Origin of the sequence: Pyxidicoccus xibeiensis (assembly GCF_024198175.1) — a bacterium.
Classification (GTDB): Bacteria; Myxococcota; Myxococcia; order Myxococcales; family Myxococcaceae; genus Myxococcus; species Myxococcus xibeiensis.
Genome location: NZ_JAJVKV010000021.1, coordinates 65,787 through 81,595 on the forward strand (window position 1 = coordinate 65,787; position 15,809 = coordinate 81,595).

Consider the following 15,809-nt stretch of genomic DNA (forward strand, 5'->3'; position numbering starts at 1 on the left):
CACCATGAAGAACGTCGAGGACATCTACCGCCTCTCGCCCATGCAGCAGGGGATGCTGTTCCACACCCTGGGCGCCCCCGGAGCGGGCACCTACGTGGAGCAGGTCTACTGGACGTGGCGCGGCCCGCTGGACGTGGCCACGCTCCAGCGGGCGTGGCAGCGGCTGGTGGAGCGGCACACGCCGCTGCGCACGGCGTTCTTCTGGGAGAACATGAAGGAGCCGCTCCAGGCGGTGCGCGGCAAGGTGGAGGCCGCGCCACGCCTGGAGGACTGGTCCGAAGTCCCTCCCGAGGCCCGCGAGGCGCGCTTCGCGGAGCTGCTGGAGCGGGAGCAGCGCCAGGACTTCACGCTGTCCGCGGCGCCCCTGGTGCGCCTCACCGTGGTGCGCTTCGGGCCCGCCCTGGCCCGGTGCATCGTCAGCTACCACCACCTGGTGATGGACGGCTGGTCGCTGCCGGTGTGCCTGCGGGAGCTGTTCCTCACCTACGACGCGCTGACCCGGGGTGAGCAGCCACCGGTGGAGCCGGCTCGGGCCTACCGCGAGTACATCGTCTGGCTGTCGAAGCAGGAGCGCGCCGAGGCGGAGCGCTTCTGGCGCGAGCGGCTGCGGGGCTTCACCTCGGCCACGCCGCTGGTGGCGGACCGGGCCGCCGAGCCCGGCACGAAGGTGGAGGCGTACCACTCCGAGTCGCTGGGCCTGGGCACGACCCTCACGGCCCGGCTGGCGGCCTTCACGCGGCAGCACCAGGTGACGCTGAGCACGCTGGTGCAGGGCGCGTGGGCGCTGCTGCTTGGCCGCTACAGCGGGCAGGACGACGTGGCCTTCGGCACGGTGGTATCCGGCCGCCCGGCCAGCCTCCCCGGCGTGGACACCATGCTGGGCACGTTCATCAATACCCAGGTCAGCCGGGTGGACCTGCCCGCCTCGGGCGCCGTGCTGCCCTGGCTGAAGGCGCTGCAGGCCGGGCAGCTCGCGGCGCGCGCCTTCGAGCACGTGTCGCTGGTGGACGTGCAGGGCTGGAGCGAGGTGCCGCGAGGCCAGCCGCTGTTCGAGAGCCTGGTCGTCTTCGAGAACCTGCCGCGCCGCGGGCTGTCGCCCGAGATGACGGCCCGGCTCCCCGTGGAGGGCTTCTCCCGCACCGACGCGCGCACGGGCTACCCGCTCATCTTCGTGGTGCTGCCGGATGCCTCGGAGACGGAGCTCCAGTTCACCTACGACGTCGCCCGCTACGACGCCGTCACCGTGCGGCGGATGCTGGGGCACGTGGCCACGCTGCTGCAGTCCCTGGTGGAGGGCGCCGAGGGGAAGCTGGCGGACCTGTCCATGGTGTCGCCGGATGAGGCCCGGCGGCTCTCCGCGTGGAACGACACCCGCGTGGAGTACCCGCGCGGTGACTCGCTGCACTCGCTGTTCGAGGCCCAGGTGCGCCGCGCGCCTGACGCCGTCGCCCTGGAGCTCGAGGGCTCGCGGCTGACCTATGCCGAGCTCGACGCGCGGGCCAACCAGTTGGCGTGGCACCTGCGTTCGCTGGGCGCCGGTCCCGAGTCGCTCGTCGGGGTCTGCCTGGAGCGCTCGCTGGAGATGGTGGTCGCGCTGCTGGGCACGCTCAAGGCGGGCGCCGCCTACGTCCCCATCGACCCGGGCTACCCCCAGGAGCGGCTGGCCTTCATGCTGGCCGACTCCGCGCCGCGCGTCCTGCTCACGCAGGAACACCTGCGGCCCGGGCTGCCGCCCTGCCCCGCGCCGGTGCTCTGCCTGGACTCGCAGTGGCCCACGGTGGCCACGCAGCCCACCACGGCCCCGGAGGCTCGCACGACGCCGCGAAGCCTCGCGTACGTCATCTACACCTCCGGCTCCACGGGCCGCCCCAAGGGCGCCATGAACGAGCACGGCGCCGTCGCCAACCGCCTGCACTGGATGCAGCAAGAGTACGCGCTGGGCGCGGGGGACTCCGTCCTCCAGAAGACGCCCTTCAGCTTCGACGTCTCCGTCTGGGAGTTCTTCTGGCCCCTGATGACGGGCGCAAGGCTGGTGGTGGCCCGTCCTGGCGGCCATCAGGACCCCGCGTACCTGGCGAGCGTCATCGAGTCCCAGCGCATCACCACGCTGCACTTCGTGCCCTCCATGCTGCGCGCCTTCCTGGAGGAGCCCGGACTGGAGCGGGCGTGCGCGTCCGTGCGCCGCATCATCTGCTCTGGTGAGGCCCTGCCCGCGGAGCTGGCGCGGCAGTGCCTGGAGCGGCTGCCGGAGGCCGGGCTGCACAACCTCTACGGCCCCACCGAGGCCGCGGTGGACGTCACCGCCTGGACGTGCCAGCCGGGCGACGTCCGGACGTCGGTGCCGATTGGCCGCCCCATCGCCAACACGCGCATCCACCTGCTGGACGCCGCGCTGCACCCGGTGCCCCCCGGCGTGCCCGGAGAGCTGTTCATCGCGGGCGTGCAGGTGGGACGCGGCTACCTGGCGCGGCCGGAGCTGACGGCGGAGCGCTTCGTGCCGGACCCGTTCTCCTCAGAGCCGGGCGCGCGGATGTACCGCACCGGAGACCTGGCGCGGTGGCTGCCGGACGGCACGGTGGACTACCTGGGCCGGCTCGACTTCCAGGTGAAGGTGCGCGGCCTGCGCATCGAGCTGGGAGAAATCGAAGCGGCGCTGGTGGCGCAGCCTTCCGTGCAGCAGGCGGTGGTCGTTGCGCGCGAGGACGTGCCGGGCCATCAGCGCCTGGTCGCCTACGTGGTGCCGCGCGAAGGCAGCGCGGTGGAGGCGGACGCGCTGCGCGAGGGGCTGCGGCGCGGGCTGCCGGAGTACATGGTGCCCTCGGCCTTCGTGTCCCTGGAGGCACTGCCGCTCTCGCCCAACGGCAAGCTGGACCGCAAGGCGCTGCCGGCCCCGGACGCGGACGGCGGCGGCTCCGCACGCGAGTACGTCGCGCCTCGAGACGCCCGCGAGCAGGCCCTGGCGGACATCTGGGCCCAGGTACTCGGCCGCCCGCGCGTCGGCATCCACGACAGCTTCTTCGAGCTGGGCGGCGACTCCATCATCAGCCTGCAGGTCATCGCCCGGGCGCGGCAGGCGGGGATGCGGCTGACGCCGCGTCACGTCTTCCAGCACCGCACGGTGGCGGAGCTGGCACGGGTGGCGGAGGCCGAGCAGCCCGCGCGCGAGGCCCAGGGCCCGGTGCAGGGGCCGGTGCCCCTGACGCCCATCCAGCGCTTCTTCCTGGAGCAGCCGCTGCCCCGGCCGCACCACTTCAACCAGGCCCTGCTGCTGGAGGTGCGCCAGTCGCTGGACGCGTCGCTGCTGGAGCGGGCGCTGCGGCACCTCGTGGACCACCACGATGCGCTGCGCATGCGCCTGACGCGCGCGGACGGACAGTGGGAGCAGCACAACATGCCTCCGGGCGCGGTGCTGGTCCTCAAGCGCGTGGACCTGTCCGCCGTCCCCGAGGCCCGACACGCCACGGCCCTGGAGGCCGAGGCCGCGAAGGTGCAGGCCAGCCTGGACCTGTCCGAGGGGCTGCTGCTGCGCGCCGCCCTGTTCGAGCGGGGCCCGGGCCGCACCGCACGGCTCCTGCTGGTGGCGCACCACCTAGTGGTGGACGGCGTCTCCTGGCGCGTGCTGCTGGAAGACCTGGAGGCGGCCTGCCTCCAGCTTCGCCGTGGTACCTCGGTGGCGTTGCCACCTCGGAGCACGTCCTTCCAGTCCTGGGCGCAGCGGCTCGCGGAGCTGGCGCGCACGGAGGCGCTGGAGGCGGAGCTGCCCATGTGGCTCGCGCTGCTCCAGGGCCCAGCCGTGGCGCTTCCCGTGGACGGGCCCGGCACGGCAATGCCCGGCTCACCGGCGCGCACGGTGACGGTGGAGCTGGACGCCGCGCGGACCGGGCTGTTGCTGCGCGAGGTGCCGGCGGCGTACCGCTCGCGGCCGGACGAGGTGTTGCTGGCCGCGCTGGCGCAGGCCCTGGGGCGGTGGATGGGCCCGGGCGCACTGCGGGTCGCGCTGGAAGGCCATGGCCGCGAGGAGCTGTTCGGGGACGTGGACGTGTCCCGCACGGTGGGCTGGTTCACCAGCCTCTACCCGGTGCGGCTGGAGGTGCCGGCTGTGGCCACGCCGGGTGAGGCGCTGCGCGCGGTGCGTGAGTCGCTGCGCGCCCTGCCCCGCCAGGGCGTGGGCTACGGCCTGCTGCGCTATCTGGGCCGGGACGAGGTGGCCGCGAAGCTGCTGGCTGCCATGGCGGAGCCACAGGTGGCCTTCAACTACCTGGGCCAGCTGGATGCCCAGGCCTCCACTCTGTTCGCACTCACGGAGGAGCCGTCGGGCAGCTCGCGCGACACGGGCGGCGCCCGCCGGTTCGCGCTGGAAGTCGATGCCATGGTGGTGGGCGGACGGCTGCGCGTCACCTGGACGTACAGCGAGCACCTGCACACCCAGGCCACCATCGAGTCACTCGCCCGGGGCCACCTGGATGCTCTCGACGCGCTGGTGGCGGGCCGGGCCTCGGTGGATGCGCTGCGGTACACGCCCGCCGACTTCCCGCTGGCGCAGCTGGACGTAGCCACGGTGGAGCGGCTCTTCCCGGCGGGCACGGCCGTGGAGGACGTCTTCCCGCTGTCGCCCCTCCAGCACGGCCTGCTGTTCCACGCGCTGCTGGCGCCCGGTGAGGACGTGTACCTGGAGCAGCTCTCCTGGGCCATCCGCTCCCCGGTGGACGCACCGACGCTGAAGCGGGCGTGGGAGACGGTGCTGGCGCATGACACCGCGCTGCGCACCCGCTTCGCGTGGGAGGGACTGACGGAGCCGGTGCAGGTGGTGCACCCACGGGTGGAGCTGCCCTGGACGGAGCTGGACTGGCGTGACGTCGAAGAGACCGCGCAGCTCGCCCGGCTCGAGGCATTCCTCGAGGGAGAGCGCACCCGGCCCTTCGAGCTGCGACAGGCGCCGCTGCTGCGCGTGGCGCTCATCCGCCTGGGCGAGAGCGCCTGGCATTGCGCCTGGAGCTTCCATCACCTGCTGCTGGACGGCTGGAGCATGGGCCGGGTGCTGCAGCAGCTGTTCACCGCGTACGCGGCCCTGTCGCGCGGGCAGGTGCCACGACTGGAGCCCGTGCCCTCGCACCATGCCTACGCCTCATGGCTGCGGCAGCAGCAGCCGGCGCGCTCGGAGTCCTGGTGGCGCAAGACGCTGGAGGGCATCACCGCCCCCACGCCGCTGCCCGCCGCCCGCGCGACGCCCGAATCTGGAGCCGCGGAGGGCCGCGAGCTGTCGTTGCGGCTGCCCTCGGCCACCACCTCAGGGCTCCAGGCCTTCGCCCGGCGCCACGAGCTGACGCTCAACACACTGGTCCAGGCGGCCTGGGCGCTGGTCCTCCAGCGCTACAGCGGCGAGGAGGACGTGGTCTTCGGCGTCACCGTCTCCGGGCGTCCAGCGGAGCTGCCGGGCGTGGAGGAGCTGGTCGGCCTCTTCATCAACTCGCTTCCGGCGCGCGTGCGGGTGGAGCCGGATGCCGGAGTGGTGCCCTGGCTGCGACAGCTCCAGGCCCATCAGGTGGAGCTGCGCCAGCACGAGCACTGCCCCCTGGTGCAGGTGCAGTCCTGGAGCCAGGTGCCGCGCGGCACGCCGCTGTTCGAGAGCCTCTTCGTCTTCGAGAACTACCCGGTGGACGCGGCGCTGCGGGAGCGCAGCCTGGGCGTGACGGTGACGGACGTGCGCATGCGAGAGCGCACCAACTACCCGCTGCTGCTGACGGCCATTCCGGGCAACGAGCTGGAACTGCAGCTCGCGTACAACACCGCCCGCCATGACGAGGAGACGGCCTCGCGGCTGCTGGGCCACGTGCGTCTTGCGTTGGAGGAGCTGACCGCGCGCGAGGCCGGACAGCTGCGCGACGTCACGCTGCTGACAGCGGAGGAGCGTCAGCGCGTCCTCGTTGCGTGGAACAGCCCCCGCCGGGACACCGGGGAGTCGTGCGTGCCGGCCCTCTTCGAGGCACAGGCGGTCCGGACTCCGGAGGCGCCCGCCGTCACCGATGGCACCTCGCACCTCAGCTACCGGGAGCTGAACCAGCGTGCCAACCAGCTCGCTCGGCGCCTGCGCCTGGCGGGCGTGAGCGCCGAGGTCCTCGTAGGCCTGCAGCTGGAGCGCTCGCCCGAGGCCGTCATCGCCCTGCTGGCCGTGCTCAAGGCAGGTGGCGCCTGGCTGCCGTTGGACTCCTCCTATCCGGCGGAGCGGCTCGCCCTCATGTTGGAGGACTCGGGCGCCGCGCTGCTGCTGACTCGCGGCATCCCGGACCCGCGGGCGTCCTCCGGCCGCGTGCGCGTCTTCGACCTGGACGCCGAGCTGGAGCACGCGGCCACCGAGCCGGCGGGCGACCTGCCCGCGCCGGGTGATTCGTCCCACCTGGCGTATGTGCTCTATACGTCGGGCACCACGGGCCGGCCGAAGGGAACGCTCATCTCCCACCGCTCCCTGGCCAATCACACCGCGTGGATGGTCGCCACCTACGGGCTGGACGCAGGGGACCGGCAGCTGCAGCTCGCCTCGTGGAGCTTCGATGCCTCCGTCGCGGAGGTCTTCTCCACGCTCGTCTCCGGCGCCACGCTCGTGCTGGCCCCATCCGCTGCGCATCGGGACCCCTCGGCCCTCGCCCAGGTCCTGGAGCGTGAGCGCATCACCGTGATGCAGGCAGTGCCCTCGCTGCTGCGGGTGCTGCTGGACGCGGGCGCGCTGGCCGGAGCCACGCACCTGCGCTGGCTGCTCTCCGGCGGCGAGGCCCTCCCGGCCTCGCTGGTGTCCCGCCTGCGCGAGGCGCTGCCGCGGACGCGGCTGTCCAACAACTACGGCCCCACCGAGACCACCATCGACGCCACCTGCCTGCTCCTGGAGGACGCGGCGCCGGAGGACGTGGTTTCCATTGGCCGCCCGGTGGCGAACGCCCAGATCTACGTCCTCGACGCCAGCGGCCGGCCCGTGCCCGTGGGCGTGCCCGGCGAGCTCTACGTGGGTGGCATGGGCCTGGCGCGCGGCTACCTGGGCCAGCCCGCGCTCACCGCGGAGCGCTTCGTTCCCCACCCCTTCGCCCCCACGCCGGGAGAGCGCCTGTACCGGACCGGCGACAAGGTCCGCTGGAGTGCGGACGGCACGCTGGAGTACCTGGGGCGTATCGACTCCCAGGTGAAGCTGCGCGGCTTCCGCATCGAGCTGGGCGAAGTCGAGGCGGCCCTCCGAGTCTCGCCCGCGGTGGTCGAGGCGACCGCCGTGCTGAGGGAGGACGCCCCCTCGGGCGCGCGACTGGTGGCCTACGTCGTGCCCACCGCGGGCGCCGGGCTCGACACCGCTGAGCTGCGGGCCGCGCTGGCGAGGCGACTGCCCGGGTACATGGTGCCTTCGGCCATCGTCCCGCTGCCGGCGCTTCCCCTGCTGCCCAGCGGCAAGCTGGACCGCAGGGCGCTGCCGGCTCCTGACGCTTCGGTGGAGACCGGCACCGCCTATGTGGCCCCTCGCACGCCCATGGAGGAGCTGCTCGCCGGCGTCTTCGCCCAGGTGCTCGGCCTCACGCGCGTGGGGGCCACGGACAACTTCTTCGAACTGGGCGGCCACTCGCTGCTGGCCACCCAGGTGGCGTCGCGGGTGCGCGGTGCCGTGGGGGTGGACCTTCCGCTGAGAGACTTGTTCGAGGCGCCCACCGTGGCCGGGCTCGCTGCCCGGATGGAAGCCCTGGCACGGAGCTCGAAGGCCGTCGCGCTGGCGCCGCCGCTGGTGCCCGTGCGCCGCGACGGGCCGCTGCCGCTGTCCTTCGCGCAGCAGCGCCTGTGGTTCCTCGACCGGCTGGAGCCGGGCAGCCCCTTCTACAACATGCCCTCCGTGCTCTGGCTGGAAGGCACGCTGGACACGGGCGCGCTGGAGCTCAGCCTCACGGAGCTGGTGCGCCGGCACGAGGTGTTGCGCACGACCTTCAAGGACGTGGCGGGCCCGGTCCAGGTCATCCACCTGCCTCCGCGCCTGCCGCTGACAGTGGTGGACCTGTCCGTCCTGCCCGAGAGCGACCGTGAGGGCGAAGCCCGTCGCCTCGCCCACGAAGAGGTGCGCCGCCCGTTCGACCTGGAGCGCGGGCCGCTGCTGCGCGCCACGCTGCTGCGGCTGTCCGACTCCCGGCACCTGCTGGTGCTGATGCTGCATCACATCGTCTCGGACGGCTGGTCCATGGACGTGCTGGTGCGCGAGTCGGCGGCGCTCTACGCGGCCTTCCGAGAGGGCCGTGCCTCGCCGCTGCCCGAGCTGCCCGTGCAGTACGCGGACTACGCGGCCTGGCAGCGGGGCTGGCTGCGAGACGAGGCGCTGGAGTCGCAGCTCTCCTGGTGGCGCGAGCACCTCGCCGGTGCGCCACCCGTGCTGGAGCTGCCCACCGACTTCCCCCGCCCGGCCACACAGGGCTTCCGCGGCGCCCGCCATGAGCGCGTGCTGCCGCGTGCACTGGTGGACTCACTCCATGCGCTCGGCCGCCGCGAGGGCACCACCCTCTTCATGGCGCTGCTCGCCGGCTTCCAGGTGGTGCTGTCCCGCTACTCCGGCCAGGAGGACTTCGTCGTCGGCACCGACATCGCCAACCGCAACCGGGCGGAGACGGAGGGCCTCATCGGCTTCTTCATCAACCAGCTCGCGCTGCGCGCACGGCTGGACGGCAGTCCCTCGTTCCGGGAGCTGCTCGGCCGCGTCCGCGCCGCCACGCTCGGTGCTTATGCCCACCAGGACCTGCCCTTCGAGGAGCTGGTCAAGGTGCTCAACCCCGAGCGCAGCCAGGGCCACGCCCCGCTCTTCCAGGTGAAGCTGGTGCTGCAGAACCAGCCCGCCGCCGAGCTGGCCGTCCCCGGCCTCACCCTGCGCCCGGAAGCCGCCGACGTGGGCACCTCGCGCCTGGACCTCACCCTGTCCGTGACGGAGACCGCCCGCGGCCTGGAGTGCGCCTGTGAGTACCGCACCGACCTCTTCGAGGCGGCGACCATCGACCGGCTGATGCACAACCTGGGCACGGTGCTGGAGGCCGCGGCCGCCCGCCCCGAGGCTCCGCTGGCCACGCTGCCGCTCATGTCCGAGGCCGAGCTGCGTCAGGTGCTCTCCGACTGGAACGCGACGGACCGGGACTTCCCGCGCGACGCCTGCGCGCACCAGCTCTTCGAGGCCCAGGCGGCGCGCACGCCCGAGGCCATCGCCGTCCGCTTCGAGAAGCAGGCCCTCACCTACGCCCAGCTCGACGCGAGGGCCAACCAGCTCGCGCACCACCTGCGCGCCCTGGGGGTCCGGCCCGAGGTCGCCGTGGCCCTCTGTGTGGAGCGCTCGCTCGACATGGTCGTCGCCATCCTCGGCATCCTCAAGGCGGGTGGGGCCTGGGTGCCCATGGATCCGAGCTACCCGGTGGAGCGCCTGACGTACATGCTGCGCGACTGCGCCGCGCCCGTGCTCGTCACCACCGAGGCCATCGCCGATGAGCTGCCCTCCGGCGGCGAGCAGCTCGTGCTGCTGGACGCGGAGGCGGCCCTCATCTCGGCACGGCCCACGTCCGCGCCCGAGTCCCGCACCGACGCGGGCAACCTGGCCTACATCATCTACACGTCGGGTAGCACCGGCTGGCCCAAGGGCACGCTGCTGCAGCACCGCGGCCTGTGCAACACGGGCCTCACCGCCGCGCGCGAGCACGGCTTCCGGCCCGACAGCCGGGTGCTCCAGTACGCCGCCTTCGGCTTCGACGCCTCGGTGGCGGAGATCTTCGGCGCGCTGCTGGCGGGCGCCACGCTGGTGCTCGCGCCGCGCGAGCGGCTGATGCCCGGCGCGCCCCTGCGCACCCTGCTGCGCGAAGAGGCCGTCACCGCCGTCACCCTCACGCCGTCCGTGCTGGCGCAGCTCGAGCCGGAGGACTTCCCGACGCTGGAGACCCTCCTCTCCGCGGGCGAGGCCTGCACGCCGGAGCTGGTGGAGCGCTGGGGCGGCCGGGTGCGGCTGCTCAACGCCTATGGCCCCACCGAAGTCACGGTGTGCGCGACGCTCTCCGAGCCACTGCGGCCCGGAGCGCGCCTCACCATCGGCCGGCCCTGGGCCAACGTGCGGGTGTACGTGCTGGACGCGGCGCTGCGGCCCGTGCCGCCCGGCGTGCCCGGTGAGCTGTGCGTGGACAGCGTGGGCCTGGCGCGAGGCTACCTCGGCCAGTCCGCGCTCACCGCCGAGCGCTTCCTCCCCAACCCCTTCGCCGCCACCCCGGGCGCCCGCCTCTACCGCACGGGCGACAAGGCCCGCTGGCGGGCCGACGGCACGCTGGAGTACCTGGGCCGCCTCGACGAGCAGGTGAAGCTGCGAGGCTTCCGCATCGAGCCAGGCGAGGTGGAGTCCGCCCTCCTCCAGCACCCGTCCGTGCGCGAGGCCGTGGCCACCGTGCGCGAGGACGCCCCCGGGGACAGGCGGCTGGTGGCGTACGTGGTGGCCGGGGAAGGTGACACGCTGGACGTGGCCGCCCTGCGCCAGTCCCTCAAGCAGCGCCTGCCGGAGCACATGGTGCCTTCGGCCGTTGCCGTGCTGGAGAAGCTGCCGCTCACGCCCAACGGCAAGGTGGACCGCAAGGCCCTGCCCCCGCCGGATGGAGGGCCGCAAGCCCAGGCGCGGCAGTACGTGGCCCCGCGGAGTCCCCTGGAGGAGCAGCTCGCCGCGATGTGGGCGGACCTGCTGCACGTCGAGCGCGTCGGAGTCCACGACGACTTCTTCGAGCTGGGCGGCCACTCGCTGCTGGCCACGCAGCTGGTGACGCGCCTGCGGGCCGCCTTCGGCGTGGAGCTCCCCCTGCGGGAGCTCTTCGAGGCGCCCACGCTGGCGGCGCTCGCCCCGCGCGTGGAGCAGGCCACGCGGAGCCTCGCGGTGCCCCCGCTCGCTCCCGTGCCCAGGGCAGGCCCGCTGCCGCTGTCCTTCGCGCAGCAGCGCCTGTGGTTCCTGGACCAGCTCCTTCCGGGCGATACGCAGTACAACCTGCCGGCGGCCCTCCGCCTCCAGGGCCCGCTGGACGTCGCCGCGCTGGAGCGCACCTTCGAGGCGCTGCTCCTCCGGCACGAGTCGCTGCGCACCACCTTCCAGGCCACCCCGGAAGGCGCGGTGCAGGTCATCACCCCGGAGGCCACGCAGCCCCTGACGCGGGTGGACCTGAGCGCGCTGCCCGACGCGGACCGCGAGGCCGAGGCCCTGCGTGTCACCCTGGAAGAGGCCCTGCGGCCCTTCGACCTGGGCACCGGCCCGCTGATGCGAGCCACCCTGCTGCGGCTGGGCGCCGAGGACCATGTGCTCCTGGTGACGATGCACCACATCGTCTCCGACGCCTGGTCCGTGGGTGTGCTCATCCGCGAGGTGGGCGCGCTGTACGGCGCCTTCGCCCGCGGCACCCTTCCCCAGCTTCCTCCGCTGCCCATCCAGTACGCGGACTACGCCGTCTGGCAGCGCAGCTGGCTCCAGGGCGACGCGCTGGAGTCCCAGCTCTCCTACTGGAGGCACCAGCTCTCCGGCGCACCGCGCGCGCTGGAGCTGCCCACGGACAGGCCGCGCCCGGCCGTGCAGACGAACCGCGGCGCCACGCACGCTTCGCGCCTGCCCCGCGAGCTGGCCGGGGCGCTGGAGGCGCTGGGGCAGCGCGAGGGGGCCACGCCGTTCATGGTGCTGCTGGCGGCCTGGCAGCTCGTGCTCTCGCGCTACTCCGGCCAGGACGACATCTGCGTCGGCTCGCCCATTGCCGGCCGCACCCGCGCGGAGACCGAGGGCCTCATCGGCTTCTTCGTCAACACGCTGGTGCTGCGCACGAAGCTCGGCGGCGCTTCGACGTTTCGCGAGCTGCTCGGCCGCATGCGCGAGGTGGCGCTCGGCGCCTACGCGCACCAGGACGTGCCGTTCGAGAAGCTCGTCGAGGAGCTCAAGCCCGAGCGCGACCTCAGCCGCTCGCCCCTCTTCCAGGTGATGCTCAGCCTGCAGAACACGCCCGAGCAGGAGCTGCGCCTGCCCGGCCTCACGGCCCGGCCCTTCGGGGCGTCCGCGGACACGGCCCGGTTCGACCTGCTGCTGAACTTCGACCAGACGCCGGACGGGCTCCTCGCGAGCCTCGTCTACAACGCGGACCTCTTCGACGCGGACACCGCGGCCCGCATGCTGGGCCACCTCCAGGCGCTGCTGCGCGAGGTGGTGGAGAGGCCGGAGCAGCCCCTGTCCTCGCTGTCCCTGCTCTCGGGCACGGAGCGTCAGCGCATGCTCGTGGAGTGGAACGCCACCACCCGGGACTACGACGCCGCCTGCCTCCACCAGCAGTTCGAAGCGCAGGCCACACGCACGCCGGACGCGCCCGCGCTCACCTCCGGTGACGAGCGGCTCACCTACCGCCAGCTCCAGGAGCGGGTCCTGCGCCTGTCGCGCCGCCTCCAGGCGCAGGGCGTCCGCCCGGATGTGCCCGTGGGCCTGTGCGTCCAGCGCTCGCCGGACCTGGTCGTCGGCATGCTCGCCATCCTCCACGCGGGAGGCGCCTACCTCCCCCTGGACCCGAGCTACCCCGCCGAGCGCCTGGCGTACATGCTCCAGGACTCCGGCGCCCGCGTGCTCGTCACCCAGCCGCACCTCACCGGCCTGCTGCCGGCGGAGGGCGTCCAGGTGGTGCGGGTCGACGAGGCACGAGACGAGGCGCCCGCCACCACCTCCGGCGCCACGGGTGCTGAGAACCTGGCGTACGTCATCTACACCTCGGGCAGCACGGGCCGGCCCAAGGGCGTCATGGTGCCCCATGGCACCGCCGCCAACTTCTTCGGCGCCATGGACTCGCTGCTGGGCGGCAGTGCGCCCGGCACGTGGCTGGCCGTCACCAGCATCTCCTTCGACATCTCCGTGCTGGAGCTGCTGTGGACGCTGGCGCGCGGGTTCCACGTCGTCCTCCACGACGAGCAGGCCGCCGCCCGCGAGGGGACCGCGCCCGCCCTTCCCGAGGTGCTGCGCCGCCACCCCATCACCCACCTCCAGTGCACGCCGTCCTTCGCGCGCACCCTGGTCCTGGCCCCGGAGTCCATCGCCGCACTGGGCGGGCTGCGGCACCTGCTCGTCGGAGGCGAGGCGCTGTCCGGCCTCCTGGCGAAGAGCCTGCGAGAGGCCCTGCCCTCCGCCACGCTCACCAACATGTATGGGCCGACGGAGACCACCGTCTGGTCCTCCACCCACGCCGTCACCCGCGCCGAGCTCCCCGCCACCGTCTCCATCGGCGCGCCCATCGCCAACACGCGCCTGTACGTGCTGGACGCTCAGGGCCAGCCCACGGTGCCGGGCGCCCCGGGCGAGCTGTACATCGCCGGTGACGGCGTCGTGCGCGGCTACCTCGGCCGCCCGGAGCTCACCGCCGAGCGCTTCGTGCCGGACCCGTTCTCCGGCGTGGCCGGCGGCCGCATGTACCGCACCGGAGACCTGGCGCGCTGGAGGAACGACGGCACGCTGGACTTCCTGGGCCGCACCGACTTCCAGGTGAAGCTGCGCGGCTTCCGCATCGAGCTGGGCGAAATCGAGGCCGCGCTCCTGGCCTTCGCGGGCGTCCGCGAGGCCGCGGCCCTGGTGCGGCAGGACTCGCCGGGTGACGCGCAGCTGCTGGGCTATGTCGCGGCGGACGCCGGGCTGGACGTGGAGGCCCTGCGCTCGCACCTCCAGCAGCGGCTCCCGGACTACATGGTGCCCTCGCCGCTGGTGCGGGTGGAGTCGCTGCCCCGCACCGCCAACGGCAAGCTGGACCGCCGGGCCCTGGCGACCCTGGATGCCCCTGTCGTGCAGCGCACCTACGTGGCGCCTCGTGACGACCTGGAGCAGCAGGTGGCGGACCTGTGGGCGGAGGTGCTGCGCGTGGAGCGCGTGGGCATCCACGACAGCTTCTTCGAGCTGGGCGGCCACTCGCTGCTCGCCACCGAGCTCCTCATGCGCGTGCGCTCCATCTTCGGGGTGAAGCTGCCCGTGCGAGGCCTCTTCGAGCAGCCCACCGTGGAGGGCATGACGCTGGTGCTGCTGGAAGCCCTGTCCGAAGGCATGGACGACGCCGAGCTGGGCCAACTGGTCGACGACATCAACGCGGCAGGAGGCCAGTCATGAACATCTTCCTCATCCTGCTGCGCAAGTCGAAGCGGCTGGCCCTGCTCACGGTGGTCTTCGGGCTGTTGTCGGGCGCGGCCAGCACGGCGCTGCTGGCCCTCATCAACGGCGTGCTGACGCAGGGGAAGGAAGGCGGGCTGGACCGCATCCTCCTGCCCTTCCTGGGGCTGACGCTGGGCGCGCTGCTGCTGCGCATGGGCTCGCAGCTGGTGCTCAACCGGCTGCAGCAGGGCATCCTGCTGGACCTGCGCCTGTGGCTCGGCCGGCACCTGCTGACCACGTCGCTGCGAAAGCTGGAGGAGGCCGGCGCCCACCGGATGCTGAGCTCGCTGAGCCAGGACATCCAGACGCTGGGCGCGGGCGTCATGGTGCTGCCGGAGATCTTCATCGGCGCCGCCGTCGTCCTCAGCGGCCTCGTCTACCTGGGCTGGCTGTCGTGGGTCCTCTTCCTGGTGGCCCTGGGCCTCATGGTGGTGGGGCAGCTCACTTACGCGCTGCTGGCCAACGCCGCCGGCCGCTACCAGTGGCGGGCCCGCGAAGAGACCATCACGATGTTCCGGCACTTCAACGCCCTGTTCAACGGCGGCAAGGAGCTGCGGCTCAACCGCCAGCGCGGCCGGGACTTCTTCGACAAGGACCTCTCCCCCACCGCCCAGGCGGTGCGCCGGGAGTTCCTGCGCAGTGACGACCTCTTCTCCATCGCGAGCAGCTGGGGCATCTCCCTCTACACCGTCACCATCGGCCTGTTGCTGTGGGCGGGGCCCCGTCTCACCACCCTGACGCAGACGGAGCTGGTGGGCGCGGTGCTGGTCGTGCTGTACCTCCAGCAGCCGCTCAGCGTCGTCTCCAGCCTGTACCCCAGCCTGCGCCGCGCCGAGGTGGCCCTGGCGCAAATCGAGAAGATGGGCCTGGACCTGGCGGGCGAGCACGGCCCCGTGGGGGCGCTGCCCGAAGTCACGCAGGAGCCGCCGCGGCCCTTCGAGCAGCTGGAGTTGGTGGGCGTCACCCACACCTACCGCAACGAGCGCGACGGTGAGCAGTTCACGCTGGGCCCCATCCACCTGTCGCTGCGGCGTGGCGAGCTGCTCTTCATCGTGGGGGGCAACGGCAGCGGCAAGACGACGCTGGCGAAGGCGCTCAGCGGGCTGTACGCGCCGGAGGGCGGAGAGCTGCGCATGGACGGCGTGCCGGTGCCCCCGGAGGGCCTGGCCGACTACCGCCAGCGCTTCGCCGCCGTCTTCTTCGACTTCTGCCTCTTCGAGCGGCTGCCGGGGCAGGCCTCGCCCGAGCTGCTGCGCGAGGCCCGCGGGTACCTGGAGCGGCTGCACCTGGACAAGAAGGTGCGCATTGGCGACGACGGCCAGCTGTCGACGGTGGCCCTCTCCCAGGGGCAGCGCAAGCGGCTGGCGCTGCTGGTTGCCTGGCTGGAGGACCGCCCCATCTACCTGTTCGACGAGTGGGCCGCCGACCAGGATCCCCAGTTCAAGGAAGTCTTCTACCGGCAGGTCCTCCAGGACCTGAAGGCGCGCGGGAAGGCGGTGGTCGTCATCAGCCACGATGACCGCTACTTCCACCTCGCGGACCGCCTCGTCCGCATCGAGTCCGGACAGATTGTCTCGGACGCGAAGCCGGGCGAGCCACGGGCCCCGAGCGTCCTGAGCGCGTAGCGGTTCAATCGAGTCATTCC

Annotated in this window: 2 protein-coding genes; both read left to right on the forward strand. The window is 72.9% G+C overall.

The window, feature by feature from the left end:
• The first annotated feature begins 4 nt into the window (after window positions 1-4).
• Window positions 5-14,122: a non-ribosomal peptide synthase/polyketide synthase gene (locus LXT23_RS45410; RefSeq protein ID WP_253986778.1), complete on the forward strand. Its 14,118-nt coding sequence runs from the start codon at window positions 5-7 to the stop codon at window positions 14,120-14,122.
• Complete coding sequence (locus LXT23_RS45415) at window positions 14,119-15,789, forward strand: cyclic peptide export ABC transporter (RefSeq protein ID WP_253986779.1); 1,671 nt, start codon at window positions 14,119-14,121, stop codon at window positions 15,787-15,789. Before LXT23_RS45410 ends, LXT23_RS45415 begins: the two co-directional genes overlap by 4 nt.
• Window positions 15,790-15,809 lie beyond the last annotated feature (20 nt).